The following is a 24,738-nucleotide window of genomic DNA, read 5'->3' as shown; positions in this document are numbered from 1 at the left end:
TGCAACTCATGGAAATCGCTATAAAAATCATTATCGGACTTGTCGCAATTTTGCACCTCTATTTTCTATACTTCGAAATGTTTGCCTGGGAAACTACGGGCCGGAAGATTTTCAGGCAGTTTCCTGCCGATTTATTTCCAAAGACCAAAGCATTGGCAGCGAACCAAGGCCTTTACAATGGGTTTTTGGTAGCAGGCTTAGCCTGGTCTCTGTATATTCCAGATCCTATCTGGGCTGATAAGGTTGCCCTCTTTTTTCTTGGTTGCGTATTGGTTGCGGGAATTTTTGGAGCTTTGACAGCTAGTAAAAAAATCTTTTGGGTACAGGGATTTCCAGCTTTGATTGGAATTGGATTGATTCTTTTGAAGTGATTTTTAGTGAAAAAGATTAACCTTATTAACAAAAAAAGAGCCTTTCGGCTCTTCTTAATTATAAATCATCCTCATCCTCAAAGTCATCTTCATCCCCAGACCCCATGTCAAACATGGAGCTAAACAAATCTTTGAATTGAAGTCCAGTGTCTAGTAAATTTTTACTTAACTGAGAATACTCTGCTAAGCCATGGAGCGCAAATTCCATAAAGAATTCTTTCTCCTTCTCAGGAACATTTTTAGCTAATTGTGTAACCACTTCTTCCAATCCCGGAACTGCATGCAGCGCTTGCTTGTAGGTTTTATCAGATTGCGAAGCTAAAATATCCAGTACGTTTCCTTCTCCAAACCAAGCCAAAGGAAGCACATAAGGATTTCCTTGCTTTTCCTTCTTCTTCTGTTCCGGACTTGGGAAATAATTCACAAACTGAGTTCGAATCGCCTTCCCGATCAAATTATAAGCAACCAAACCCGCGCCTTCCTGCTCGCCTTCATAGACCAATTCGACTTTTCCGGTAATCGCTGGAATCACTCCTATCAAATCCGCTATCCGCACTACCGTATTTGATTCGCCATTCATGTAGAGCCTTCGCTCGGCTGCAGAAACCAAATTCTCATAGGCTGAAATCGTCAATCGTGCGGAAACCCCACTTTTCTCATCCACATACTCTGAACTTCTGGCTTCGATTGCAATCTGCTCAATCAAATCCTTCATCAATTCCGGAATATGAATCTGATCTACCGGCTTGCCAGTCAGGTTTGCTTCCTGAACCGTGATTTTTTTACCGATTTCCAAAGTTTTCGGATAGTGGGTAATGATCTGGCTTTCGATACGATCCTTAAGTGGAGTCACGATACTTCCACGATTCGTATAATCTTCCGGATTGGCTGTGAAGACAAACTGAATATCCAGTGGCAACCGCAATTTGAAACCTCGAATCTGAATATCACCTTCCTGCAAAATATTGAAAAGTGCTACCTGAATCCGAGCCTGCAGATCCGGCAATTCGTTGATCACAAAAATCGATCGATGCGATCTTGGTACCAAACCGTAATGAATCACCCGCTCGTCATTGTAGCTGAGTTTCATCGTAGCTGCTTTGATTGGATCTACATCACCGATCAAATCAGCCACTGAAACGTCTGGCGTAGCCAGCTTCTCAGTATAGCGCTCCGATCGATGCCACCAGGAAATCGGAGTATCATCACCTTTATCTTCGATGAGTTCTTTTGCATAGCTAGTCAAAGGCTGCATAGGATCATCATTCAATTCAGCTCCAAAAACCACAGGCACATACTCATCTAACAAGTGAGTCATCATTCGGGCAATTCGGGTTTTAGCCTGACCCCGAAGTCCAAGGAGATTGATATTGTGTCGGGAAAGAATTGCTCGCTCAATATCAGGAATCACCGTATCCTCATATCCCCAGATTCCTTCAAAGACATTTTCTTTCGCTTTGATCTTTTGGATCAAATTTTCCCGAAGTTCTTCTTTGATGGATTTGGATTGGTAGCCAGCGGCCTTTAGGTGGCCAAGGGTTTTTATTTTGTGTAGGTCTGAGCTCTTCAGTTTGTTGTATTCCATTTGCTTAAAAGCGTTTCGTTCGGTTTCGTCTGTAATCTTCAAAAATTAAATCTCCAAGTCCTTTCAGGCTGCTGTAGTAAGCATTTCCATTATTCACTTTGGTGAATTCTTTTACAAATTCCTTTAAATAAGGATCGGAGGCAATCATAAAGGTGGTCACTGGTATTTTCAACTTTCGGCATTGCGCAGCAAGTTTGAGTGTTTCACTCAAGATTTTGCTGTCTATTCCAAAAGCATTTTTATAGTATTTGATTCCTACTTTGAGGCAGGTCGGTTTGCCATCGGTGATCATGAATATCTGCTTATTAGGATTTTTTCTTCTTCGTAGGAGATCCATTGCAAGTTCCAAACCTGCTACCGTATTCGTATGGTAAGGACCCACTTGTAGGTAAGGCAAATCCTTGATTTCAATCTGCCATGCATCATTTCCGAAGACGATGATGTCAAGCGTGTCCTTTGGATAGCGAGTTTTGATGAGTTCAGCCAAAGCCATCGCCACTTTCTTCGCAGGGGTGATCCGATCTTCTCCATACAAAATCATGGAGTGAGAAATATCGATCATCAGCACCGTTGAGGTCTGGGATTTAAATTCCTTCTCGTTGATCTCCAAATCACTTTCGGTCAATAAATAATCCCCTGAAAGTCCGTGGTTGATCTGAGCATTTCGAAGGGAATCCGTCAAGGCAATCTGATCAAGGTTGTCTCCAAATTGAAATTGCCTTCTGTCAGTTCCCCGCTCTTCTCCTTCGCCCGAATGTGTCGTTTTATGTTGACCGGACTTACTGCGTTTTAATTTCCCGAAAATTTCTTCCAAAGCAGACTTTCGGATGGTCTGCTCCGCTTTTCCGGTGATTTTGAATTCGCCTTTTTGGTTTTCCTCAGTCATGTAACCCTTTGACTTGAGGTCCTCGATAAAGTCTCCAATCCCATAATTTGGATTGGTCATATTATAGCGCTTATCCAGATTGGTGAGCCAGCTAAGTGCCTCAGCGACATCTCCTCCGGTCATAGTGACAAGTTGAAGAAATATATTGAGCAAGTTCTCGAAGGTGTTCTTTTCGGGATCTTGATTGGGTACAAATTGGGAGAATCGGAATCCTTTCATTGAGGCTATAACAAGATAAGGCGCTAGCGAGTTTAATCTAGGAAACAATTTCCCAAAAAAGATGAAGAATTATGAACTCGCTGTCGGAATTGTCACCGGCATTTTGATACTCTTTGTGACACTGATTCAGTTTGAAGTTAGCCAATTTCTGATCTGGCTGATTTTTCTGGCTGGACCCTTTCTGGTGATCTGGATGGTATATTCTGTTTTAGTGGCAGATGTGGATATCAAAGAGACTTTCGAAGAACAGTGGTATCAGGATAGGCCGGATTTGAAGTAGATGGAACAAAATGAATAGTAATCTAAATCAAATAAATCGTTTTGTTTTGAACGAATCCATCTGACTTTCAATCTATAAAACCTTTGAACTTGTATTCAAAGGTTTTTCTATTTTCTAACGGACCTGACTCCACCGCCAAAATAAATTCTGGAAACTCTTTTTCAATTAAACTGATAATTTTTGGGTTTTCTAGACCTTCTATTTTAAACAGTTTGCTTTGACTGTAATAATCACCATCTGGAATTATTGAAATAAGAATACTGGAAAGTATGCCATCGTACTCTTCAAAGTAGCCCTGTAGAGTTGCCTTTGAGTCATTAACGGTATAGACATTTACGAAGAAACTCCTGTTAAAAACTTCCTGATAGGAATAATTGATCTCTTTAATATTTGCTAAAAGGTAATTGGCTGTCTCATGCATTGATAGCTCTATGACCTCAGGAGCTTTCCAAGTATCATCTAGATTCAACAAATAATCCTCTCCACTTTTTTCGAATGAAAATTTTGCCTCCTCTCTTGAAAAAATGAACACCTCTTTATCGGAAGATTCTGAATTTTCCCATAATTGATACAAATCCAAAACCCTTGGAACCAGAGAGTAGCCTACCACTTTTTGTTGAAGGGTATATAAAGTCAAAATATGGATATCGGTTCCACTTAAACTCATCATACCCTGATTTCCCTTGAGAAAATCAAAGTTTGGTTCGGAATAGGGTTTCACCACCACGATCGAATCCCAGCATTGAATATCAGCTAATTCAGCAAAGTCCAGATTAAATTGACTAGGAATTTTCTCAGGAATCTTTAAATCAATTTTTGGAGGGGAGAACATCTCACAACTAAAAAGAGAAAATATAAAGAATAGAAATAAGCTTACTTTTTCAACATTAGTCCTCATTAAAAATTTTTAATATCTGATCAACTACTAGTTCCCTATCTTTCTTAGAAGTGTAAAAAAATCCTATTCGATTACCTTCTATGTCCTCAATCAAACCTAAAAGATTTTTTTTGGTATTTACACACTCAATAATTTCATCCACATACCTCAGATATTCATTATCAAGATCCTTTCCTTTTATACCTATTGGGTTCCAAATTTTCAGAACCTCATTTATTTTATATTTAATATCCATTTAATAATCTGTTAAGAAAGTAACTATTTTTCCATAATTTCTAGTCCCTGGATTAGCATCAACTGCAATTCCAATTATTTTCCAATTATAAGAATAAAAAATTCTCAGTTGATCTGCACTGTTTCAAAGAATGAATCCTCAACTGTCGAGCTAAGGATTTATAGGCTTTCTTTATATTTATCCAATGACAAACTCTGAAAAATACGCCCGAATCATCAAATCAATAGCAAAACAATTGGGCTTTGACTTTTGTGGCATTGCCAAAGCGGAGTTTTTGGAGGCCGAAGCTCCTCGCCTGGAGCAATGGCTCAATCAGAACTACCAAGGCCAAATGGCTTATCTAGCCAATCACTTCGACAAGCGACTCGATCCGACCAAACTGGTGGATGGAGCCAAAACTGTCGTCTCATTGATCTACAATTACTACCCCGCAGAAAAATTACCTGAAGGAGAATCTGACATCAAACTGGCTAAATATGCCTACGGGGAAGATTATCATCTGGTGATTCGGGAAAAGTTGAATGAATTTTTAGAAATTCTCAGAGAAGAAATCGGGGAAATCAATGGGCGTGCATTTGTAGATTCTGCGCCTGTTATGGAGCGACAGTGGGCCCAGAAGGCCGGCCTAGGCTGGATTGGCAAAAACAGTCTACTTCTCAATCGACAAATGGGGAGTTTCTTCTTCCTCGCCGAGTTGATCATCGATTTGGAAGTCGCCCCAGACAATCCGATTACGAAAGACTACTGCGGTACCTGCACCAAGTGTATCGACGCTTGTCCCACAGATGCGATCGTGGAGCCTGGCGTGGTTAATGGATCTCAGTGCATTTCTTATCTCACCATAGAACTCAAGGAAAATATTCCAAGTGCATTCAAAGGGCAACTGGAAAACTGGGCTTTCGGATGCGATATCTGCCAGGATGTTTGCCCTTGGAATCGCTTTTCAAAGCCTCATCAGGAGCCCAGATTTGAACTTCATCCCGATCTAAAAGATTTTTCCAATCGAGATTGGGTGGAAATGACGGAAGAGACTTTCTCCAAAGTTTTCAAAAACTCAGCGGTAAAGCGAACCAAGTACACTGGTCTAAAACGGAATTTGGAGTTTTTGGAAAGGCATAAATGACCTTTGATTTTTAAGCCGAAGCACTTACCTTAATTCAAACTCCAATTCTATGAAGCCCCAAGTCAATAAATCTAAAAAGAAAGACAAGAAAAAATTCAAATTGGGTTTGCCTCCAGCGGCATTGGTATTCACCGGTGAAAAGAAAATTGAAACGGTAGATATCACCATGATCACCTATGATATCGACGGAGTAAGCGAAGAAGTAGTCACCATGGATCAATTACCTGAAGTATTGAAATCCAAGCGTAAAGTTTTGTGGATTGATATTGATGGATTGCATGACGTGGAATTAATCGAAAAAGTTGGGGCTATTTTTTCCATCCACCGCTTGACTTTGGAAGATATTCTCAATGTGCAGCAGCGTCCAAAAATGGAGGTCTTCGACGAATATATTTTTGCAGTAATCAAAATGATCAAGTGCCTTACTCCCGAATCTGAAGTGGAAGAAGAGCAAATTAGTTTTTTATTAATGGATGATGTTTTAGTCACTTTTCAAGAAAAGAAAGGAGATGTGTTCAACTATGTCCGAGAGCGAATTATTGAGTTTAAAGGAAACATCAGAAAGAGATCCGGAGACTATTTGCTCTACGCCTTGCTGGATGCGGTGATTGATAATTACTTTTTGGTTTTGGAAAATGTAGGCGAGAAAATAGATCTCTTGGAGGCTAGAGCTATGAACAATCCAGATACGGACACGCTCAATCAATTGTACCGACAACGAAGAGAAATGGCAGAGCTCAGAAGAACTATTTATCCACTTCGGGAAGTAATCGGGGGGTTTGATAAATATGCTGAACAAAAAATAAGTCCGGAGACCAAGCCTTTTATGCGGGATCTTTATGAAAACACGATTCAGGTAATAGAAACTCTGGAGGTATTCCGAGACATGTCGTCCGGGGTATTGGATCTGTATATGAACAGCCTGTCCAACAAGATGAATAATGTGATGAAGGTCCTTACCATCATCTCCACGATTTTCATTCCGTTGAGCTTCGTCGCCGGAGTCTACGGGATGAACTTTGAACACATGCCCGAGCTACACTGGCGCTATGGGTATTTTTATGTTTTAGCCGGAATGGCGACGGCGACAATCGGAATGTTGTTCTATTTCCGCTGGAAAAAGTGGCTTTAAAATGCTTTGAGGCTAATGTCCATACTTTTCACAGAGTGAGTCAAAGCACCCATTGAGATAAAATCTACCCCACAATTCGCAACTTCCAACAAAGTATCCTCAGTAATCCCCCCGCTGGCTTCTGTTGAAAAACGTCCATCAATGATGGCTACGGCAGTCTTCATCATTGCATAATCCATATTATCAAGCATGATGTAATCCACTCCTCCAACTTCAATCACCTCACGTACTTCTTCGAGGTTACGAGTTTCGATCTCAATTTTGAGATTTAAATTATTTTTTTCAAGGTACTTTTTGGTTTGCTCAATCGCATTCCGAATACCACCGGCAAAGTCAACATGATTGTCCTTGAGCATGACCATATCGTACAATGCAAATCGATGATTGACTCCTCCACCAATGTGCACAGCCCACTTTTCCATTAATCTGAAGTTCGGAGTAGTCTTCCGAGTATCCATTAATCTGGCTTTGGTGTGAATGATCTTCTGAGTCAATCTATGTGTAACGGTAGCTATTCCGCTCATTCGCTGCATACAATTCAAAACCAATCGCTCCGAGGAAAGAATAGACGCTGCTGGGCCTGATACGATAAGTCCAATATCCCCAAACTTCACCGAGTCCCCATCTTTTAACAAGAGCTCCACCTCCAATTGGGGATCAAAGGCATTAAAAATCTTTTCTGCCATTTCTAATCCAGCCAAGGTACCCTCATCCTTTATGATCAGTTTTGCTCTACCCTGAGTCCCCTCAGGAATAGCTGATAGCGAAGAATAATCACCAGGGCCAATATCTTCTGCAAAAGCTGACTGGATAAATTTCTGGATGGCTTCTTCGGTCAAATATTCGGGTCTCATGGCCAAAAATAAGCAATCCTTCGAACTGAAATCCCCTTTTTCAATTAAAAAATTGACTATGCTTTCACAAAGTCTAAGCTGTAGATTTTTAAGTTTTCGCCTTGCTGACTAACTCGGATAAACACCTTATAGGAGCTCTCTGTACTTTGATAATCACCAATATAAGAAATCAAACTTGGGTTGGTTTCACTTCGAAAAACCACTTTAAAACCCAAGGAAGGATTCTTCTTAAAAAAATCTTTGATCACTATTTCCGCTTGGTTTTTAGAGTATTCGCCTTGTTGTCCATTTACATTGAGAGAGATGCTGGTATCAAAAAATTTTGCAAGATCGCCACTAGACCCGCCATCAATCGCAGAGATTACCGGATCAATGGAATCCATTTTCACCTCATCCCCAAAAATGGGCTGTAGGTACAAGAAAACAGATAAAAACAAACTTAGAGTCAAGGTCATTTCTCTGATTAGGCAAATACTAAGCCAAAAAAGAGTAGCCCATTTACAAAAAAAAGCCGTTCAAATTCTATCATTTTGAACAGATGATGTTTAGGATTAACCAAGACTTTGCCTTGAAATATAATATATTTGCGATATGGAGAAGAAAGTACTTTTAATGATTTTAGATGGTTGGGGAATTGCAACCAATCCTGCTGTATCGGCAATTGACAAAGCTAAAACACCTTTTGTAGACAGTCTTTATACTAAATATCCGCACGCCAAACTTGAAGCCTCGGGACTTGCTGTGGGTCTCCCGGAAGGTCAAATGGGGAACTCTGAAGTTGGGCACATGAATATCGGTGCAGGAAGAGTGGTCTATCAAGATCTTGTGAAAATCAACCTGGCAGTCGCAAATGGTGAGCTAAATACTCATCCAGTTTTAACAGCTGCTTTTGCCAAAACCAAAGCTGCAAAGCGGAAAACTCACTTCATCGGTTTGCTTTCAGACGGAGGTGTCCACTCCCATATCAATCATCTCAAAGGACTTTGCGATGCAGCTAAAGAACACGGGATGACAAATGTTTTTATCCATGCGTTCACCGACGGAAGAGATACTGATCCCAAAGGTGGATTAGAATACATTAAAGACCTTCAAGCTCACCTAGAGCACTCAACTGGTAAAATTGCTTCCGTAGTTGGAAGATATTATGCCATGGATAGAGACAATCGATGGGAGCGGGTGAAGCTCGCATATGATGCAATGGTACATGGTGTGGGAGAGCGCTCTAAAGATATTCTGGCAGCCATTAAAAAATCCTATGAAAACAATGTGACGGACGAGTTTATCCGTCCAATCATTCATGTAGGATCCAATAATCAACCCTTGGCAACCATTGAAGACGGAGATTTGGTGGTTTGTTTCAACTTCAGGACTGACCGAGGCAGAGAAATAACTCAAGCACTTACCCAGCGCGATTTCGAGGATTTCAACATGAAAAAATTGAATCTCGACTACATCACCTTCACCAATTATGATAGCACTTTCCACGGTGTTCAGGTACTTTTTGAAAAAGATAATCTCAAAAATACACTAGGAGAAGTCCTTGAAAAAGCTGGGAAAAAGCAGATTCGGATTGCAGAAACGGAAAAATATCCACACGTCACTTTCTTTTTCTCCGGAGGAAGAGAGGAAGAATTCAAGGGAGAAAGAAGATTACTCTGCCCATCTCCAAAAGTGGCAACCTATGACCTGAAGCCGGAAATGAGTGCCTTGGAAATCGTGGCCAAAATAACTCCTGAACTCAAAAAGAAAAGTGCCGATTTCATCTGTCTCAATTTTGCCAATGCAGATATGGTAGGACATACCGGCTCTTTCGATGCTGCCGTAAAAGCCTGCGAAGCTGTAGACAAATGCGTTGAAAGCGTCGTTACCACCGCTTTGGAAAATGATTATACCATCATTGTAATTGCAGATCATGGTAACAGTGATATGATGATCAATGAGGATGGCACTCCAAATACAGCTCATACGACCAATCTCGTGCCTTTTATCTTGGTCGATAAAACGGACGTGATGCATGTGAAAGACGGGAAGCTAGGGGATTTGGCACCGACAATTTTAACAATGATGGGAATTGAAATTCCTTCGGAGATGACTGGTGATATTTTATTAGCAGAATGAAGTACTTGAATAACTTTACCTCTGGCTTTTTTTTCCTACTCCTTTTTGCATTAGCGTCTTGTGGTGAAGGATCTAACAAAACTCCAGAAAAACTACCCTATTTCGATCTGAAAGGATTCATGGAGATTCAGGCAAAAAATCTTGATTCTTCAAATGTAATCTTGATCAGTAGAGTACAAGGAAAAGAGGTCCGAAAGGAAACAACACTTTCTACAGCCGATTGGATGGAGGAGTTTGATACCTTTATTCAGGCTGATATCAATAAGCAATCCCTTTTCCTTGCATATGATACACAGGTGAAAAATAATGTATTGACCCATTCTCTTTTCCCTGAATCAAAAGGGAAACTGAAAGAAATGAAGGTGACTTATATCGATGACAAAGTAATATCCATTACCCTGAAGATGTCTGAGGAAAATCTATTCTACAAGTCAACGACTTTCGCAGATTTATACATGAATAATGCAACCCAAAAGGTTGATCACTATTCGATAGAGACAACTCAAAAAATCTGGTTTCTCGACCCGAGCAATATCAAGATTATGGGAGCTATTCAGCCCTAAACATAAAAAAGGCCTCAGGTTTAAAATCTGAGGCCTTTTTTTCAATACCTATTTATTGAATAACGGAGGTCTTTGAGCTTGCCAATCCGAATTTTTCTGAATGAAATCACCAAGTAGGACTAATTTATCTTCCTCAAAAAGATTTGCCAGCAAGGTAATCGATGTAGGACTGCCTTGATCATTAAAACCATTCGGCATACAAAGAGCCGGGGAACCTGTAAGATTGGTAATCTGAAGTTGACGCCCAGCAAAACTCGGTGTCACAATGACGTCGTAATCTTTCATGAGTTCATTCATTTCTTCTATCAGTACACTTCGTTGTCTGGCGAGTTGCACATATTCTACCGCAGGAATAAATCGAGCTGCGCGAAATCCATTCGGCCAAGCATTTCTTCCCTGAGCTACTAGCTGATCATCAAGATTCAATCTGGTCAATTCATCAAACGCTGCCGCTCCTTCGACCATCAGCATCATCACCATTGGGCCAGCTTCGACTGAGGTCTTTAGCTCTAATGGATGCAGCTCTATCCCTTTACTTTGAAGCAACTCGATGACTTTCCGATCATTTTCCTGACCCGGACGATCTCCCTCAAAAAAGGATTTAAAATAGCCGACTTTAAGACTCTTGACATCTTTTTTGGAGGAATAATTAAATGCAGCGGCAATGGAGCTAGCGTCTTTTGCGTCTTTCCCATTGATGATGGATAGCACGATTCCATTATCCAAAGCGGATCTGGAGATCGGACCGATTTTGTCCATGGACCAACTCAGCGCCATCGCTCCATGCTTGCTCACTCTTCCGTAGGTAGGCCTTAGTCCTGTTACACCATTTCGTGTCGAAGGAGAAACAATAGAGCCTAAAGTCTCTGTACCAATCGCAAAAGGAACCAAACCTGCACTTACAGCGGATGCCGAACCAGCAGAAGATCCACTGGAACCTTGCTTCAAATTCCAAGGGTTTTTGGTTACACCTCCATACCAGATATCACCCATTGCCAAAGCACCTAAGGTGAATTTTCCTACCAACACCCCACCCGCATCATTCAATTTATCAACAACTGTAGCAGTCTCATCGATAACTTGATCTTTATAAGGCATCGCTCCCCAAGTGGTTTTTGTGCCTTTTACAGCTAATAAATCTTTGATTCCGAAAGGAATACCATGCAAAGGACCTCGGTATTTTCCGGAGGCCAACTCTTGATCCATAGCTTTTGCCTTGGCTAGGGCTGAGTCCTCCATCAGTGTAATCAGGCATTTAAGCGTATCCGAATAAGTCTTTATCCGATCCAAATAGATTTTTGTCAAACGCTCCGAGCTGATTTGCTTATTTTTGATCAATACTGCCAATTCGTGAACAGGCATATAAGCAATATCAGACTCTTTCTCTGGCAGAGAAACTGAAGTTGGCAAGCCCCAGTCCAGTGGATCTTGAGTTTGCTCAGGTTCAAAGCCAATAGGAAGTGGATTGAAAACCAATGAGGGCGGAATGGAATTATCCAATTTCGTTTTTCGAAGGGTTTCGAAATTCCCAAGTTGGTTTTTCAGATTCCCGATCATACTGTCTTTTTCAGCAGGAGAAAACGAAAGACCGAAAAGCTCGGAAGCTCCTTCAATCGAAATTGGTGTGATTTCTCCAGCTTTTTTGCCAAGCGTAAAGCCTAGCGCCAGAAATGAAATTGCTCCCAGTAAGAGAAAAACTGCGGAACGAGGAGAGTAATTAGGTTTCATTGAATAGTTTTGTATCTAGTCCAAACAAGTAGACTCACAAGGTGTTCAATAAGCCTTAAATAATCAAACCATTCATGGATCAAAAAGCTCCATTCCCAATTTTCCCCATGCATTTCAGAGGCCTTCTCCTGTTGGCCGGAATGTACACCATCGCTTGGTCGGCCTTTTTCAAGTGGTTTGGACCAACTTTAGTCAACTGGCTTTCGATGGGTCAGGGTAGTTTTGAAGGTCTGAGTGCATCCTATTATGGCACTTTTGGATTGCTTGTAGGCTTGGTGATTTTCGTGAGTGCTTTCTATCCGGTTAGCTGGATCTACTTGATTGGAGCTGGAATCATTGGAAAAATCATGCTCGCTTTATGGTTTTCTTTTGGCTTTTTACCAAATATAGGATGGAACAAACGATCCGGGTTTCATTTGATATTCAACGAGTTGATTTGGTTGGTTCCAATGATTCTAATTCTTCTGAGAGCTAAAGCAGTTAAAAAGTATCTTATCCAATCTGAAAAATAATCCTAACCTCAATAACAAAAGAGCCTGCTTCAAAATTTTGAAGCAGGCTCTTTGATTTTTAGCGTAACTGATCAAATTAAAGAAGCAATATCAAGAGCAATATAATAATGATGATTGCTCCAACAGAAAGGTAAACTCCATTTCCAGTTTCTCTCGCCTCAGCCTTCATAGATTTTAATTCTTCACGAATTTCTTTACGCTCCTCTCTTGACATAGCTCCAAAATCCATTTCCTTGATTTCGTCGACTCGAGCTTTCATTTCATCCAGTCGGGCTTGTTGAGCCTCAGTAAGCTCAATTTTATCTTTGTTACTATCAGACTTATCCCCTGAACCTGCCATGGCCATTGGACCAGTAATTAGCAGAAAGAATACTAAGAGTGTTTTTTTCATAGTGCATTACCTTAAGTGATGAATAATTTGATTTCAATAAGATAGCCAAAAGCTGTCAATTCATCACTGCATAGGGAATTTTTCTATCCTGTTACACGGGATTTTTTGTACCTTGGACAGCCTTTATAAGCAGTAAAAGTTTTCTAAAATCCCTTTAAAATGTCCCAAAATCAGCCCCATAAGCTATTTTTATTAGATGCGATGGCATTGATCTATCGCGCACATTTTGCATTTAGCAAAAACCCCCGAATCAATTCCAAAGGTCTGAATACCGGCGTCATGATGGGATTTACCAATACCCTACTTGAGGTCCTGGATAAGGAAAAACCTACCCATATTGGGGTCGCTTTTGATACCAAAGCGCCAACTTTTCGCCATGTGCGATTTGAAGCTTACAAAGCCAATCGTCAGGAACAACCGGAAGATATCTCCATTGCTATTCCTTGGGTCAAAGAAATAGTCAAAGCATTTAACATTCCCATCTTAGAATTAGATGGTTTTGAGGCAGATGACGTTATCGGAACTTTAGCCAAAAAAGCGGAGAAAGAAGACTTCACGGTCTATATGATGACTCCAGATAAGGACTATGGCCAATTGGTTGACGATCATATTTTCCTTTACAAGCCGGCTTTTATGGGAAATGGCGTCGACGTCATGGGCCCTAAAGAAATCTGTGAAAAATGGGATATAGAGAGCGTTGATCAAGTTCGGGATATTCTCGGTCTAATGGGAGATGCAGTGGACAACATCCCGGGAATCCCAGGAATCGGTCAAAAAACAGCAGTGAAACTCCTCAAGGAGTATGGAACGGTGGAGGAACTCATCAAGAACACAGCCGACCTTAAGGGCAAGCAAAAAGAGAATGTTGAAAACTTTGCGCAGCAGGGAATTCTTTCGAAGGAACTTGCCACCATCAAAATCGATGTTCCTATTGATTTTGTGCATGATGAATTGAAATACGATGGAATAGACGAGGAAAAGCTTCGCACAATATTTACTGAACTCGAATTCCGTACCCTAGCCGCTCGGGTTTTCAAAAAATCCGGAGAAAAGGCTTCCGTACAAAAAAATGAACAGCTAGGACTTTTTGGCGCCGCTCCTGCTGCTACTTCAACTCCTTTCAGTTCTAATGATTTTGAAGAGGAAAGTGTAGAAATCTCTGAGAAAGCACCAGCTGACACCATTCACTCTAACCTTCACAATTACCATAAAATCAAAGGAGAAGATGCCATCAAGGAATTGCTGGAATACCTTCAGATGCAGACTGAACTTTGCTTTGATACGGAAACCACTTCAGTCAATGCGATGGAAGCCGAATTGGTCGGAATTTCCTTTGCCTATGTCACCGGCGAGGCTTATTACATTCCATGTTCGGAAAATCAGGAAGAGACGCAGGCGATTTTAGAACTGCTTCGCCCACTTTTTGAAAATGAAGCTATCCTGAAGATCGGCCAAAATATCAAATATGATATCCTGGTATTGAAAAACTATGGCATTGAAGTCAAAGGTGCTCTTTACGATACCATGCTTGCTCACTACCTGATTGAACCCGAAGGAAAGCATTCCATGGATTGGCTTGCAGAGCAATACCTGAACTATAAGCCGGTATCCATCACAGAGTTGATTGGAAAAAAAGGCAAGAATCAGGGAAATATGCGCGATGTGGATGAGGATGAGGTGACTGGATACGCTGCTGAGGATGCAGATATTACGCTTCGCTTGAAATCTACTTTTGATCCTATTTTGAAAGAAAATCAACTTGAAAAACTCTTCAATGAGGTGGAAAATCCGCTGATCAATGTGCTGGCGGATATGGAGTTTGAAGGTGTAAAAATCGATACAGCGAGTCTCGCCGAGCTTTCTGTTCTATTGGAAAAAGAAAGTCAGGAGATTGAAAAGCGGGTGTATGAGATTGCTGGAGTTCGCTTCAACCTCGCCTCGCCAAAGCAATTGGGAGATGTGCTTTTTGAAAAATTGAAATTAGATCCCAAAGCTAAAAAAACCAAAACCGGGCAATACGCCACAGGGGAGGAAATCTTAAGCAGATTGGCCAATGAACATGAAATCGCACAGGCGATTTTGGATTATCGGCAGATGATCAAGTTGAAATCGACCTACGTGGATTCGCTTCCGCTACTGATAAACCCAAAAACAGGAAGAATTCACACCACTTATAATCAATTCGTCGCGGCTACGGGTAGACTCTCTTCGGTAAATCCGAATCTTCAAAATATCCCGATTCGTACAGCACGGGGACGGGAAATCCGGAAAGCTTTTGTCCCTCGAGATGAAAATCATATCCTGTTAGCAGCCGATTATTCACAGATCGAACTTCGGATCATGGCGGAGTTTTCTGGTGATGAATCCATGCTGGAAGCCTTCATAAACGGTAGGGACATTCACGCCACCACCGCTGCAAAAATCTTCCAAGTTCCGCTTGAGGAAGTCACCACAGACATGCGCCGAAAAGCCAAAACAGCCAATTTTGGAATTATTTATGGAATTTCTGCTTTTGGCCTTTCGCAGCGATTAAGCATCCCTAGAAGTGAAGCCAAAGAAATTATCGATGCCTATTTCAAGGAATTTCCAGCAGTCAAAGAATACATGGATGGCGTCATCGCCAAGGCCCAAAAAGACGAATATGTAGAAACCATCCTCGGCAGACGTCGCTATCTCCGAGACATCAACAGTCGAAATATGAACATGCGTGGCTTTGCAGAGCGTAATGCGATCAATGCGCCGATCCAAGGTTCGGCAGCCGATTTGATCAAAGTAGCAATGATCCATGTTCACAACTGGATGAAAAAAGAAAACCTAAAATCCAAAATGATCCTTCAGGTACATGATGAATTGGTCTTTGATGCGCACAAAGATGAAATCGAGCTACTCAAAGCCAATATTCCTGGACTGATGTCCAATGCGATCAAAATGAAGGTTCCTGTGGAAGTGGAAGTGGGAACGGGTATGGATTGGCTGGAGGCGCATTGATAATTTAAAATGAAGAAATTGAAAATTGAGATTTTCCATTCCACGCTTCGTATTTCACAACTCGTAATTCCAAATGTCTAAATGGGGTTTACTTTTTTAAATCAACCTTTGAAGTCCTCAAGATCTCGTAAATCAAAAATCGTTATTCATAAATCTTAGCATGTCTAAAACCAAAACCTCTTTTTTCTGTCAAAACTGCGGCTCCCAAAGTGCCAAATGGATCGGAAAATGTCCTGCCTGCGGGGAATGGAATACCTATGTGGAAGAAGTAATCCAAAAGGAAGAAAGTGGGAAAGGCAACTGGAAGTCTCCTGCTTCAGGGATGAAAAAGGCGAATACACCTCGAAAAATCCAGGAAGTCAAGTACGAGGAACAAGCGCGATGGGTCACTCGGGACGGAGAACTTGATCGGGTTTTGGGCGGAGGAATAGTACCGGGTTCACTGGTCCTGATCGGGGGCGAACCGGGAATTGGCAAGTCCACCCTGATGCTTCAGATCGCCTTGATGCTGCAAGGTAAAACGGTACTTTATGTTTCCGGAGAAGAAAGTGAAGCCCAAATCAAAATGCGGGCAGATCGCATGGAGGCAAAAAACCCGGATTGTTACGTACTCTCCGAGACGAATACCCAACAGATTTTCCAGCAGATCGAAGTATTAAAGCCTGATTTTTTGATCATCGATTCGATCCAAACTTTGAATAGTCAGTACGTGGAATCAGCAGCCGGTTCAGTCTCTCAAGTCAGAGAATGTACGGCAGAACTGATGAAATTTGCCAAAGAAACCGGAACGCCTGTATTCCTGATCGGTCATATCACGAAGGATGGATCGATCGCCGGCCCCAAAGTATTGGAGCATATGGTGGACACCGTTTTGCAGTTTGAGGGAGATCGGCACTTGACATATCGGATCCTGCGGACATCCAAAAACCGCTTTGGTTCCACGCATGAACTTGGGATCTATGAGATGCGAGCCGAGGGATTGCGCACGGTCGCCAATCCATCAGAGATTCTTTTGACTCAGCGGGAAGAAGTGCTCAATGGCGTGGCGATCGGAGCGATGATGGAGGGAAATCGCCCGCTCCTAATCGAAATACAGTCCTTGGTAAGCCCGGCGACTTACGGAACCCCACAGCGAAGTAGCACAGGACACGATGCTAAACGCTTAAATATGCTCTTGGCGGTCCTGGAAAAGCGCGGAGGCATGCGATTGGGACAGCAGGATGTATTTCTAAATGTGGCAGGAGGAATCCGGGTAGATGATCCGGGCCTGGACTTGGCAGTTTGTGCTTCCTTGATCTCCAGCTACGAAGATACGCCGGTATCTGAGGAACTTTGTTTTGCAGGAGAGATTGGACTGGGAGGAGAAATCCGTGCTGTCTCCCGAATCGAGAACCGAATTGCGGAAGCCGAAAAGCTGGGCTTTAAGAAAATCATCGTCTCCAAATATGCGATCAAAGGTCTAGACTTAAAGAAATATAAAATTCAGGTAATTGCAGTAAGTAAGCTGGAGGAGATGTACCAAAGGATTTTTTAGGAGGGCAGGTTTATTAAACATCCACCCTTAGTCGACCAAGAGGTCACATATTTATTAGCGCAGGACACAGACCTACGATATATCCAAGCATTTTTGGTACATGAAAGTCCAATGGATGGCTTGGATATTTAGATATAAAAGTGTTAGTTCCAATAATTTAAAAATGAATAAAAAGCGAAGATTTTAAGGGAATATACCAGCCAAAAAAACAAATTTGCTATGGCCTACGATGCTTACCTCGCTGAACGAGTCGAACGGATTCTAATTGATGGAAAGGCCGATTTCTACCAAAAAGGGATGATGGGTGGTTTGGTTTTTATGGTAGAGGACAAGATGTGTATAGGAATCGTCCGAGATAAAAAAACCAATGAAGATCGAATCATGGCCCGGATCGGTGAGGAGGCGCAAAGTCTACATGCTGATCGAAAAGGTTGCCGTCCAATGGAGTTTACCGGTCGACCAATGAAAGACTTTGTATTTGTTTATCCGGAAGGCTTTGATCTAGAGGAAGATTTGGAATTTTGGGTGGATTTAGCCTTAGCATTTAACCCATTTGCTAAAAAGAGTAAAGGAAGGGGCTGAAACTATTTTTGGTTTTCGCTACTTTTTCCAGATAATCCACAACTGCCGCCTAAGTTTGGGCGTTCAAAAAGTTCAACGAAATACAGCAAACTATGAAAATGAAATTGATACTTGCTTTTGTCCTAGGTTTTGGGATTTTTTCTTGCAAAGAAAGTGAAGATCCAATTACACAAAGTTCATTACAATATTTTTTGGTAGGTATTCAACCTTCTTGGGCTCCTAATATGGACTTTATCCCAGTTTCAGATTCGCTTTATTATTACCAGTTCAATGACGATGGTACATTCCTTAAGCGAGTGGGAGACCAAACTGCTAAGGGGACTTTTAAAGATCCTGAGATAGAGGATTTTGATGGAATTGTATTGACTTTTGAGGACCAGGATAGCGACCTAATTCATAGCTGTTTTCGTGGAGAAGAATATCTGAATAATTTGGGGAACAACGAATTATCCGGCACTTGGCAGGCCTGTGATGGTCCCACTCACTTTTTCAAGGCGATTTACAATCCCAACAATTTGAATTGAGCATGTTTATTTTTTAACTTAAAAGGATGACCCATTTTTTTCAAAGAAATCTCAAGCTTACCCCTTTCTCTGCCGGTTATCATTTGATTACCGAACAAGTGGAGGCTGGCATTCCAGAAATTAGATCCATTCAAACTGGATTTCTGCAGGTTTTTATTCAGCATACTTCAGCTGCCTTGACTATTAATGAAAATGCTGACCCGACCGTTCGGAAGGATTTTCAAACCTTTGTAAATGAATTAATTCCAGAAACATATCCACGATTTATTCACACCTATGAGGGTTCGGATGATATGCCTGCGCACCTTAAAGCCAGTTTTTTTGATAGTAGTCTCCAAATTCCCATTACAGGTGGAAAACTCAATCTCGGAATTTGGCAGGGAATTTACCTTTGTGAATTTCGGCGTCGGGCAAGTGGTAGAAACCTGATATTAACTGCGTTTGGCTGTTGATGAATCGTTTTATTGTGAAGATTATCAGCAGATTTTACCATTAATATAAAAGCGAATGGATAGGTAGGTTATGGGAATAACTTTGTGCGTAAGCCCCAACCTATGAAAACCCTATTTTATACATTATTTCTGTCATTTTTTTTCCAGTCGGCTTTTGCCCAAAAAGAGGCATTACCCAATCAGGGCAATGCATTCGCATTTAAGCTAAAAGAGCCTATCCAATTGGATGGGGTACTTGACGAAGCGATTTGGATGGACGCCGAAGGTTGGAATGGGGATTTTATGCAATATTTTCCCTCTGATACTTCAAGGGCCCAAGTAAATACCAGAGTAAAAATCGCATTTGATGATAACAATATCTACCTCGCGGCGATCATGGAGAATAATGAGGATAGGAAATACATTTCCACCTCTTTGCGTAGAGATTATCGAGGAGAGGCCAATGATGGGGTAACTTTTGTATTTGATACCTTCAATGACAAGACAAATGCTTTTCAATTTGGCGTAAACCCCTATGGCGTACAGCGGGAAGGGCTACTTTCCAATGGAGGATCTCGGTCGGAAGATTTAAGCTTGGCTTGGGACAATAAGTGGTTTGCTGAAGCGACTATCCTCGAAGATCGCTGGGTGGTAGAAGCTATCATTCCGCTTTCTACCATTCGATTTCAGGATGGCGCACAAAACTGGAATGTGAATTTTTATAGAATAGATAGTCATTTGCCAGAGCGAAGTACTTGGGCACCGATTCCAAGGAACTTTTCAATTATCTCTCTAGCGTTTTCACGAACGCTTATTTTCGAAGAACCTTTAAAAAAGAACTCAGCGAATATTTCCCTGATCCCATATATCGCAGGTAGAACATCAAAAAACTTCATCGAAGGTACTTCTGAAAAACCCACTCCAGCTGTAGGTGGTGATGCAAAAATTGGAATCGGGCCAGCGTTGAATTTGGACTTGACGATCAATCCGGATTTTTCTCAGGTGGAGGTCGATGAACAGGTGACCAACCTGGATCGTTTCGAGATTTTCTTTCCTGAGCGCCGGCAGTTCTTCCTAGAAAATGGAGATCTGTTTGCAAGCTTTGGACACCCATTGGCCAGACCGTTTTTTTCGAGAAGAATAGGTGTAGATCGTGATGAAAACACAGGTCAGAATATCCAAAACAGGATAATTTATGGTGCTAGGCTTTCAGGAAAAGTCACCGACGATTGGCGTGTTGGTATGATGAATATGCAAACTGCAACCGACGATGAAGCTGGGATTTCAGGAAAAAACTTCAGCGTTTTGGCCTTACAAAAGAAGGTTTTCAATCGATCAAACATCGGGATGATCTTCGTCGATCGTGAATCCTTAGCTTTGGATGAGTACCAAAGTTTATTTGACCCGACAGCTTACAATCGCTTGTTGGGATTGGAATACAACTTGGCTTCAGCAGACAATAAATGGACGGGAAAGGCTTTTTATCATCGGACCTTTGAAAAGGATCTTGGCAAAAAACCAGGTACATTCAATGCCTACGTACTCTATAATGACCTTCATTGGCGATGGAGCATCAGCTATTTGGATATCGGGGAAAGCTACAACCCTGTGGTAGGCTTTGTGCCGAGGGTGGATTACAAGCGCTTCAATCCAGATGTTTCTTACAGCTTCTTCCCGCAATCTCGCATCATTAATCGTCATGGTCCAAAAATCGAATACGAACTCCGATGGAATGAAACCCTAGGGACCACTGATCGGGATTTTAATGTTGGCTATGAAGTGAGATTCCAGTCTTTGGCTCAATTTACTTTGACCCAGAAGAATAGATATATCTACCTGTTTAATGATTTTGATCCTACTCGAACAGGTGGAGAGCCTCTCCCTGCTGGCACTGGTTACTACAATAATACAATAGAGTTTCAGTTTCAAAGCAATCCTCGCAAAGCATTTAATGTAAACCTTCGGTCAGAGTTTGGGGATTATTTTACCGGATCGATTGCAACATTCAGAGGAGAAATGGGCCTTCGAATGGGCTATACGGCAAATATTTCGATGAATTTCAGCTACAATAAAATCGAGTTGCCAGAGCCGCAGAATGATGCAGATTTATTTTTGATCGGCCCTCGAATTGATTTGACATTCACCAAGAGTCTTTTCTGGACCACCTTTATCCAGTACAATAATCAGATTGATAACTTGAATATCAACACCCGTCTGCAGTGGAGATTTGCACCGGTTTCAGACTTTTTCTTGGTGTACACCGACAACTACTTCCCGGGAGATTTTATGCCAAAACAGCGTAGTCTGGTGCTGAAGTTGAATTATTGGTTGAATATTTAAGGATTTGGGGAGCCAAAGAGATTCTCCATTTTTCGGAGGATTTTCCCTTTGAAATAACTATTCCAGATTTGTTCTATGGTACCATCAGGTGAAATTAAAATATATGTTGGCCAGACATTTACTTGATAAAGTTTCGTCACATAACCTGCCTCATCCCACAAATCTGTCCACGTAATAATTTCTTTATGATTCTTTGCCGTATTCAGCCAAGTGTCTTTTGAGCGATCATCCCAGACACTGATTACCGTAAGCTCATCTCCGAATCGTTCATGGATTTCTTTTATTTCTGGAAGCGCTTCAATGCATGGTTTGCAACCGGTAAAAGAAAACTCCAAAAGCCGATATTTTCCATCGTAATCCGAAAAAGAGATCTCACTTCCTTCCCTACTTTCAAGTTTAAAATCACGGCTTAATTCTCCTTCTACGGGTTCCCAAGATTCTGTTAGCAACAGATCAGCTTGAAATCTTTTTAAATAATTTAGTTCTTGCAGTTCTGATGGAATGGAAGCAATAGCGGTAGCAAGCTCTTCTTGAGAAAACAAATCTGATTTCAAAACGAGCCAATTGACTCCGACTTCCTTGTCCAGATTTTCCAGGATTAATTCCTTTTGAACCGAGCCTTCCGATAATTTAATTTGTTCTGAAATTTTGGCGTAAGAATGAACCGGGTCAATGCTCCAAGAGGAAAGGTCAGTCACATTACCAGTTATTGAATAGTCACCCTCACCAACCCAAAATGTGCGTTCACCAAGAATTTTCCCATTGTTTTTTAAATGCAAAAAGGAGATTTGCTTGGGGCTGGATAATTCTGCTGAAAGTACTCCTTCCATACTTTCGGAACTCTGGTATCCTTGTCCCGCAAAATTGGTCTGAATAAATTCATTTTTGGGAAGAGTTCCTTCCTGTTTGATTATTACTTTGGTTTCTTGAGCAAAATTTGCTTCAAAACTGAAAAAAAAGGCAAAAAACAATAAGACTAATTTTTGCATAACATAACGATTTTTCCTTTTTCACGGGAAAACTGGAATGAGGGTTTAATTTTTAGAAGCCTCAACCTTTGCTTTCGCTCCAGTCATCAAGATCCTCCGAAAACCATCTTTCGTATCTGAGCTTACTTCTTTACCCAAGACTTTCACCTTGGAATAAGATTCTGGAATTTCGATAGAAACTCCCCATTTCTTCTCGCTTTGTTCTACTTCGATGGACAGCTGATCCCCAGACTTTTCGTAGCGCATGGAGATGATATTATCTCCTATGATAACTTTTTGGATGCTGGCATTCTCCCAATCGCTTGGCATTTGTGGGCGAATGTAAATCACACGATTGCCGGCGTCTGGCTGAATTCCAAAAAACTGAGTAATAATCGGAACAGCGAAACTGTACATATTCCAAGCTTGGGTAAACATCCCATAATCCGGGGAAACTTCGTAAATAGAGCCTGGAAGGGCAAAGCCAAAACTTCGAGTCATCCGCTTGAGGTAATCCAAAGCTCTGTCAGGATTGCCGTACTTATTTTCACCGATGGCTTGTACACCAGTTGGCAAAGTCATTACAGCCCCCGTATAGGAGAAGATTTTGCTTCCTGAGAAGGTGCCATCTTCGGATTCGGCTTGCTCATCCCGATCGATTCCGGTAACAAAGACTCCGAATGGATTGGTATATTTTCTGCCTGTGGCTAGAGCTATTTTTGCCTTTTCAGGATCTGCTATTCCGGTTTCCATTGGCGTATTCACTACCCAATTATGATATAGCACAAATCCCTGTTTCTGATCTTTGGGCAATGTGGATAACTTTGCTTTTGTGGCTTTTAATTCTTCCACTGCCCAAGGCTTATTCAAGGTATCTGCACGAACAATCGCTCCGTCAATAAGGTGCAAAGCTTCTTCGGCTGTTCCGATAAAATCTGCATAAGACCCGAATTCCGGAACCCAAAAATCTCGATTGATTTTTTCAGCCAGTGCATCGGCAGTTTGTTGATAACTTTCTGAAAGGGCTGTTTTCCCAAGAATTTCAGCCATTTTAGCAGCATCTGCAAAGGCTTTTTGACTATAAGCAGCGACATCGATCATCTCTGATTCCAGTCCATGAATCTCCATCATGCCATAGCCATCAGCGAGTAGATTTCCATCTTTATCGTTTTCCTGAAGCAGCCAATCCAGGCCTTTTTCCACACTGGGAAAATAACGTTCCAAAAACTCCCGATCACCAGTCCAGCGATAAACTTCCCAAAGCATTGATGCCCATTGCGGTGTTTCATTGATATTTCCAGGATTGAAGACTGCGCCGTTGGTACTGACTTCATGGACGATTCGGCCGTTTCCATTTTCTTTTTCAGATAGGGAATGAATCAGCTCAATGGTAGAATAAACCAAGTCCTTCCGCCCAGTAGTGATCAGGCCTTGAATGGTGTATTCGCTGTCCACCCCAAACCACCAAGGATAATCCTGCAATCCCGCACCGAAACCTCGGCCAATTCCAGGTACGTCACGAACCAACCAGTCCGTATTGTATTTGATCCACTCAAAGGCCTGCTGAAGCTCCGCATCTGGAATCTGGATTTCTGCGGTTTGCTTTAGAATCTCAAATCGAGACTTTTTGGCAAACCAATCGTCCACATAATTGGATTTAAGGGCCGCAAAAATTTCAAGCGCCGCCAGATTATTTTGATCCGAACCCGCAATAAAAATGGGGATACTGATAGATTCTCCTGCCGGGATGATCAAATCTATGGCAGCGCCAGCAGCAGTTCCCTTTCCTTTGGGACTCATCTCGCAGCTAATTTCCATAGGACTCAAGGGGAATTCGGAGCTACTTCCCCAGACAGTGTACCAATCATTCCCTTGATCTTTTCCGGTAAAAATCTTAGTCTGCTCATCATAGGAAATCACGTCAGTGCTATCCATCATCCCAGTACGCTCTCCCAGCCAGACTGGTATCAAATCCACATAGGCATTAAACTGGAATCGGATAGATTTCTCTGACTTATCCACATTGTTTATTTGGAATAAGACGACCATTCCGGGTTTTCCATCTGGCACAAAGTGAAGACGGTTGACTTCCAAACCCAAATCGCTTGCATCAAATTCTATAGAATTTGCTATTGAGTAATTGGTGAAAGACTTTCCTTTGTCCAAGCAAATGCTAGATGCTCCAGAACTGACTGAAGCAGTGAATCCATCCATCAACTTGATGGGATGCATCCAAATTCCCCCCATTTCTCCCTCCACATGCCAGCCCATATCCGGAAAACCCCCGTCCTGATTTCCAATCAGGTAAAGCCGATCCCCCGCAGCGGTAAAAGGGCTGCCTAGATAAGTTGATTTACCTGTTAGACTAGGTAGATTTTCGAGACTTTCCTGAAGCTGGTCTTGAGGAGTTTTCGGACTACTGCATGAAAAGGCGATAATTGAGGTAAAAAGCAGAAAAAGGGGATACTTAGACATT

23 protein-coding genes are annotated in these 24,738 nt (G+C 41.7%); 13 read left to right on the top strand and 10 right to left on the bottom strand.

The window, feature by feature from the left end; genetic code table 11:
• Window positions 1–8 precede the first annotated feature (8 nt).
• Window positions 9–371 (top strand): DUF1304 domain-containing protein, encoded by a 363-nt coding sequence (locus BVC88_RS01660; protein ID WP_075348900.1) that lies wholly within the window; start codon window positions 9–11, stop codon window positions 369–371.
• 58 nt (window positions 372–429) lie between these two features.
• Here the strand turns inward: BVC88_RS01660 and BVC88_RS01655 are convergent, their stop codons facing one another.
• Window positions 430–1,956 (bottom strand): P-loop NTPase family protein, encoded by a 1,527-nt coding sequence (locus tag BVC88_RS01655; protein WP_075348899.1) that lies wholly within the window; start codon window positions 1,954–1,956, stop codon window positions 430–432.
• Window positions 1,957–1,960: 4 nt separating this feature from the next.
• On the bottom strand, window positions 1,961–3,061 hold the full coding sequence (locus BVC88_RS01650; protein WP_075348898.1) for a vWA domain-containing protein: 1,101 nt from the start codon (window positions 3,059–3,061) through the stop codon (window positions 1,961–1,963).
• Between the two features lie 61 nt (window positions 3,062–3,122).
• Between BVC88_RS01650 and BVC88_RS01645 the strand changes: the two genes are divergently transcribed.
• Window positions 3,123–3,341: a hypothetical protein gene (locus tag BVC88_RS01645; RefSeq protein ID WP_075348897.1), complete on the top strand. Its 219-nt coding sequence runs from the start codon at window positions 3,123–3,125 to the stop codon at window positions 3,339–3,341.
• A gap of 67 nt (window positions 3,342–3,408) precedes the next feature.
• Here BVC88_RS01645 and BVC88_RS01640 read toward each other — a convergent pair whose 3' ends face one another.
• Window positions 3,409–4,239 (bottom strand): hypothetical protein, encoded by an 831-nt coding sequence (locus tag BVC88_RS01640; RefSeq protein WP_139316502.1) that lies wholly within the window; start codon window positions 4,237–4,239, stop codon window positions 3,409–3,411.
• Window positions 4,229–4,474, bottom strand: coding sequence for a hypothetical protein (locus BVC88_RS01635; RefSeq protein ID WP_075348895.1), 246 nt, complete (start codon window positions 4,472–4,474; stop codon window positions 4,229–4,231). The genes BVC88_RS01640 and BVC88_RS01635 overlap by 11 nt, the downstream gene beginning before the upstream one ends.
• 184 nt (window positions 4,475–4,658) lie before the next feature.
• Here BVC88_RS01635 and queG point away from each other — a divergent pair, with 184 nt between their 5' ends.
• Window positions 4,659–5,597: a tRNA epoxyqueuosine(34) reductase QueG gene (gene queG / locus BVC88_RS01630; protein ID WP_075348894.1), complete on the top strand. Its 939-nt coding sequence runs from the start codon at window positions 4,659–4,661 to the stop codon at window positions 5,595–5,597.
• 49 nt (window positions 5,598–5,646) lie between these two features.
• A complete protein-coding gene (gene corA, locus BVC88_RS01625; RefSeq protein ID WP_075348893.1) occupies window positions 5,647–6,729 on the top strand; it encodes a magnesium/cobalt transporter CorA in 1,083 nt (360 codons plus the stop codon).
• On the opposite strand, the gene nadC is transcribed toward corA, so the two are convergent.
• Together nadC and BVC88_RS01615 are read right to left on the bottom strand one after the other, a co-directional pair.
• Entirely contained in the window at window positions 6,726–7,583 is an 858-nt protein-coding gene (gene nadC / locus BVC88_RS01620; RefSeq protein ID WP_075348892.1) for a carboxylating nicotinate-nucleotide diphosphorylase, read from the bottom strand. The two genes, corA and nadC, sit on opposite strands and share 4 nt — an antisense overlap.
• Before the next feature lie 56 nt (window positions 7,584–7,639).
• The gene (locus BVC88_RS01615) at window positions 7,640–8,038 is read right to left on the bottom strand and encodes a DUF4783 domain-containing protein (protein ID WP_083638978.1); all 399 of its coding nucleotides are present in this window, start codon (window positions 8,036–8,038) and stop codon (window positions 7,640–7,642) included.
• A 136-nt stretch (window positions 8,039–8,174) separates the two neighbouring features.
• Here BVC88_RS01615 and gpmI point away from each other — a divergent pair, with 136 nt between their 5' ends.
• Both gpmI and BVC88_RS01605 read left to right on the top strand, forming a co-directional pair.
• Window positions 8,175–9,701 carry a 2,3-bisphosphoglycerate-independent phosphoglycerate mutase gene (gene gpmI / locus BVC88_RS01610; RefSeq protein ID WP_075348891.1) on the top strand — a complete coding sequence of 509 codons (1,527 nt, stop codon included), beginning with the start codon at window positions 8,175–8,177 and terminating at the stop codon, window positions 9,699–9,701.
• The gene (locus BVC88_RS01605) at window positions 9,698–10,264 is read left to right on the top strand and encodes a hypothetical protein (RefSeq protein WP_075348890.1); all 567 of its coding nucleotides are present in this window, start codon (window positions 9,698–9,700) and stop codon (window positions 10,262–10,264) included. Before gpmI ends, BVC88_RS01605 begins: the two co-directional genes overlap by 4 nt.
• A gap of 48 nt (window positions 10,265–10,312) precedes the next feature.
• On the opposite strand, the gene BVC88_RS01600 is transcribed toward BVC88_RS01605, so the two are convergent.
• The gene (locus BVC88_RS01600; RefSeq protein WP_075348889.1) at window positions 10,313–11,992 is read right to left on the bottom strand and encodes an amidase; all 1,680 of its coding nucleotides are present in this window, start codon (window positions 11,990–11,992) and stop codon (window positions 10,313–10,315) included.
• A 74-nt stretch (window positions 11,993–12,066) separates the two neighbouring features.
• On the opposite strand from BVC88_RS01600, the gene BVC88_RS01595 reads away from it, so the two are divergent.
• Window positions 12,067–12,504, top strand: coding sequence for a hypothetical protein (locus tag BVC88_RS01595; protein WP_075348888.1), 438 nt, complete (start codon window positions 12,067–12,069; stop codon window positions 12,502–12,504).
• A gap of 76 nt (window positions 12,505–12,580) precedes the next feature.
• On the opposite strand, the gene BVC88_RS01590 is transcribed toward BVC88_RS01595, so the two are convergent.
• Window positions 12,581–12,895 (bottom strand): hypothetical protein, encoded by a 315-nt coding sequence (locus BVC88_RS01590; RefSeq protein ID WP_075348887.1) that lies wholly within the window; start codon window positions 12,893–12,895, stop codon window positions 12,581–12,583.
• Between the two features lie 159 nt (window positions 12,896–13,054).
• Here BVC88_RS01590 and polA point away from each other — a divergent pair, with 159 nt between their 5' ends.
• From polA to BVC88_RS01560, 6 genes are all read left to right on the top strand, one after another.
• Entirely contained in the window at window positions 13,055–15,883 is a 2,829-nt protein-coding gene (polA, locus tag BVC88_RS01585) for a DNA polymerase I (RefSeq protein WP_075348886.1), read from the top strand.
• 160 nt (window positions 15,884–16,043) lie between these two features.
• Window positions 16,044–17,417, top strand: coding sequence for a DNA repair protein RadA (gene radA / locus BVC88_RS01580; RefSeq protein WP_075348885.1), 1,374 nt, complete (start codon window positions 16,044–16,046; stop codon window positions 17,415–17,417).
• 219 nt (window positions 17,418–17,636) lie between these two features.
• Entirely contained in the window at window positions 17,637–17,999 is a 363-nt protein-coding gene (locus BVC88_RS01575; protein ID WP_075348884.1) for a TfoX/Sxy family protein, read from the top strand.
• A gap of 98 nt (window positions 18,000–18,097) precedes the next feature.
• Window positions 18,098–18,523 carry a hypothetical protein gene (locus BVC88_RS01570; RefSeq protein ID WP_139316501.1) on the top strand — a complete coding sequence of 142 codons (426 nt, stop codon included), beginning with the start codon at window positions 18,098–18,100 and terminating at the stop codon, window positions 18,521–18,523.
• Between the two features lie 26 nt (window positions 18,524–18,549).
• Window positions 18,550–18,975: a secondary thiamine-phosphate synthase enzyme YjbQ gene (locus BVC88_RS01565; protein ID WP_075348882.1), complete on the top strand. Its 426-nt coding sequence runs from the start codon at window positions 18,550–18,552 to the stop codon at window positions 18,973–18,975.
• Between the two features lie 102 nt (window positions 18,976–19,077).
• The gene (locus BVC88_RS01560; RefSeq protein ID WP_075348881.1) at window positions 19,078–21,294 is read left to right on the top strand and encodes a DUF5916 domain-containing protein; all 2,217 of its coding nucleotides are present in this window, start codon (window positions 19,078–19,080) and stop codon (window positions 21,292–21,294) included.
• On the opposite strand, the gene BVC88_RS01555 is transcribed toward BVC88_RS01560, so the two are convergent.
• Window positions 21,291–22,283, bottom strand: a complete 993-nt coding sequence (locus tag BVC88_RS01555; RefSeq protein ID WP_075348880.1) for a TlpA family protein disulfide reductase — start codon at window positions 22,281–22,283, stop codon at window positions 21,291–21,293. The genes BVC88_RS01560 and BVC88_RS01555 overlap by 4 nt on opposite strands.
• Before the next feature lie 45 nt (window positions 22,284–22,328).
• Window positions 22,329–24,737, bottom strand: a complete 2,409-nt coding sequence (locus tag BVC88_RS01550; RefSeq protein ID WP_075349419.1) for an alpha-L-rhamnosidase-related protein — start codon at window positions 24,735–24,737, stop codon at window positions 22,329–22,331.
• Window position 24,738: the final 1 nt, after the last annotated feature.

This window comes from Algoriphagus marinus (assembly GCF_001936475.1).
Classification (GTDB): domain Bacteria; phylum Bacteroidota; class Bacteroidia; order Cytophagales; family Cyclobacteriaceae; genus Algoriphagus; species Algoriphagus marinus.
Note: the sequence above shows the minus strand (reverse complement) of the source record. Positions and strands in the feature narration are given on the sequence as shown.

What these genes read in the sequence shown, in the direction of transcription:
- BVC88_RS01660 (WP_075348900.1), top strand. Translation starts at nt 9, where the DNA reads ATGGAAATCGCTATAAAAATCATTATCGGACTTGTCGCAATTTTGCAC.
- BVC88_RS01655 (WP_075348899.1), bottom strand. Translation starts at nt 1,956, where the DNA reads ATGGAATACAACAAACTGAAGAGCTCAGACCTACACAAAATAAAAACC.
- BVC88_RS01650 (WP_075348898.1), bottom strand. Translation starts at nt 3,061, where the DNA reads ATGAAAGGATTCCGATTCTCCCAATTTGTACCCAATCAAGATCCCGAA.
- BVC88_RS01645 (WP_075348897.1), top strand. Translation starts at nt 3,123, where the DNA reads ATGAAGAATTATGAACTCGCTGTCGGAATTGTCACCGGCATTTTGATA.
- BVC88_RS01640 (WP_139316502.1), bottom strand. Translation starts at nt 4,239, where the DNA reads ATGAGGACTAATGTTGAAAAAGTAAGCTTATTTCTATTCTTTATATTT.
- BVC88_RS01635 (WP_075348895.1), bottom strand. Translation starts at nt 4,474, where the DNA reads ATGGATATTAAATATAAAATAAATGAGGTTCTGAAAATTTGGAACCCA.
- queG (WP_075348894.1), top strand. Translation starts at nt 4,659, where the DNA reads ATGACAAACTCTGAAAAATACGCCCGAATCATCAAATCAATAGCAAAA.
- corA (WP_075348893.1), top strand. Translation starts at nt 5,647, where the DNA reads ATGAAGCCCCAAGTCAATAAATCTAAAAAGAAAGACAAGAAAAAATTC.
- nadC (WP_075348892.1), bottom strand. Translation starts at nt 7,583, where the DNA reads ATGAGACCCGAATATTTGACCGAAGAAGCCATCCAGAAATTTATCCAG.
- BVC88_RS01615 (WP_083638978.1), bottom strand. Translation starts at nt 8,038, where the DNA reads ATGACCTTGACTCTAAGTTTGTTTTTATCTGTTTTCTTGTACCTACAG.
- gpmI (WP_075348891.1), top strand. Translation starts at nt 8,175, where the DNA reads ATGGAGAAGAAAGTACTTTTAATGATTTTAGATGGTTGGGGAATTGCA.
- BVC88_RS01605 (WP_075348890.1), top strand. Translation starts at nt 9,698, where the DNA reads ATGAAGTACTTGAATAACTTTACCTCTGGCTTTTTTTTCCTACTCCTT.
- BVC88_RS01600 (WP_075348889.1), bottom strand. Translation starts at nt 11,992, where the DNA reads ATGAAACCTAATTACTCTCCTCGTTCCGCAGTTTTTCTCTTACTGGGA.
- BVC88_RS01595 (WP_075348888.1), top strand. Translation starts at nt 12,067, where the DNA reads ATGGATCAAAAAGCTCCATTCCCAATTTTCCCCATGCATTTCAGAGGC.
- BVC88_RS01590 (WP_075348887.1), bottom strand. Translation starts at nt 12,895, where the DNA reads ATGAAAAAAACACTCTTAGTATTCTTTCTGCTAATTACTGGTCCAATG.
- polA (WP_075348886.1), top strand. Translation starts at nt 13,055, where the DNA reads ATGTCCCAAAATCAGCCCCATAAGCTATTTTTATTAGATGCGATGGCA.
- radA (WP_075348885.1), top strand. Translation starts at nt 16,044, where the DNA reads ATGTCTAAAACCAAAACCTCTTTTTTCTGTCAAAACTGCGGCTCCCAA.
- BVC88_RS01575 (WP_075348884.1), top strand. Translation starts at nt 17,637, where the DNA reads ATGGCCTACGATGCTTACCTCGCTGAACGAGTCGAACGGATTCTAATT.
- BVC88_RS01570 (WP_139316501.1), top strand. Translation starts at nt 18,098, where the DNA reads ATGAAATTGATACTTGCTTTTGTCCTAGGTTTTGGGATTTTTTCTTGC.
- BVC88_RS01565 (WP_075348882.1), top strand. Translation starts at nt 18,550, where the DNA reads ATGACCCATTTTTTTCAAAGAAATCTCAAGCTTACCCCTTTCTCTGCC.
- BVC88_RS01560 (WP_075348881.1), top strand. Translation starts at nt 19,078, where the DNA reads ATGAAAACCCTATTTTATACATTATTTCTGTCATTTTTTTTCCAGTCG.
- BVC88_RS01555 (WP_075348880.1), bottom strand. Translation starts at nt 22,283, where the DNA reads ATGCAAAAATTAGTCTTATTGTTTTTTGCCTTTTTTTTCAGTTTTGAA.
- BVC88_RS01550 (WP_075349419.1), bottom strand. Translation starts at nt 24,737, where the DNA reads ATGTCTAAGTATCCCCTTTTTCTGCTTTTTACCTCAATTATCGCCTTT.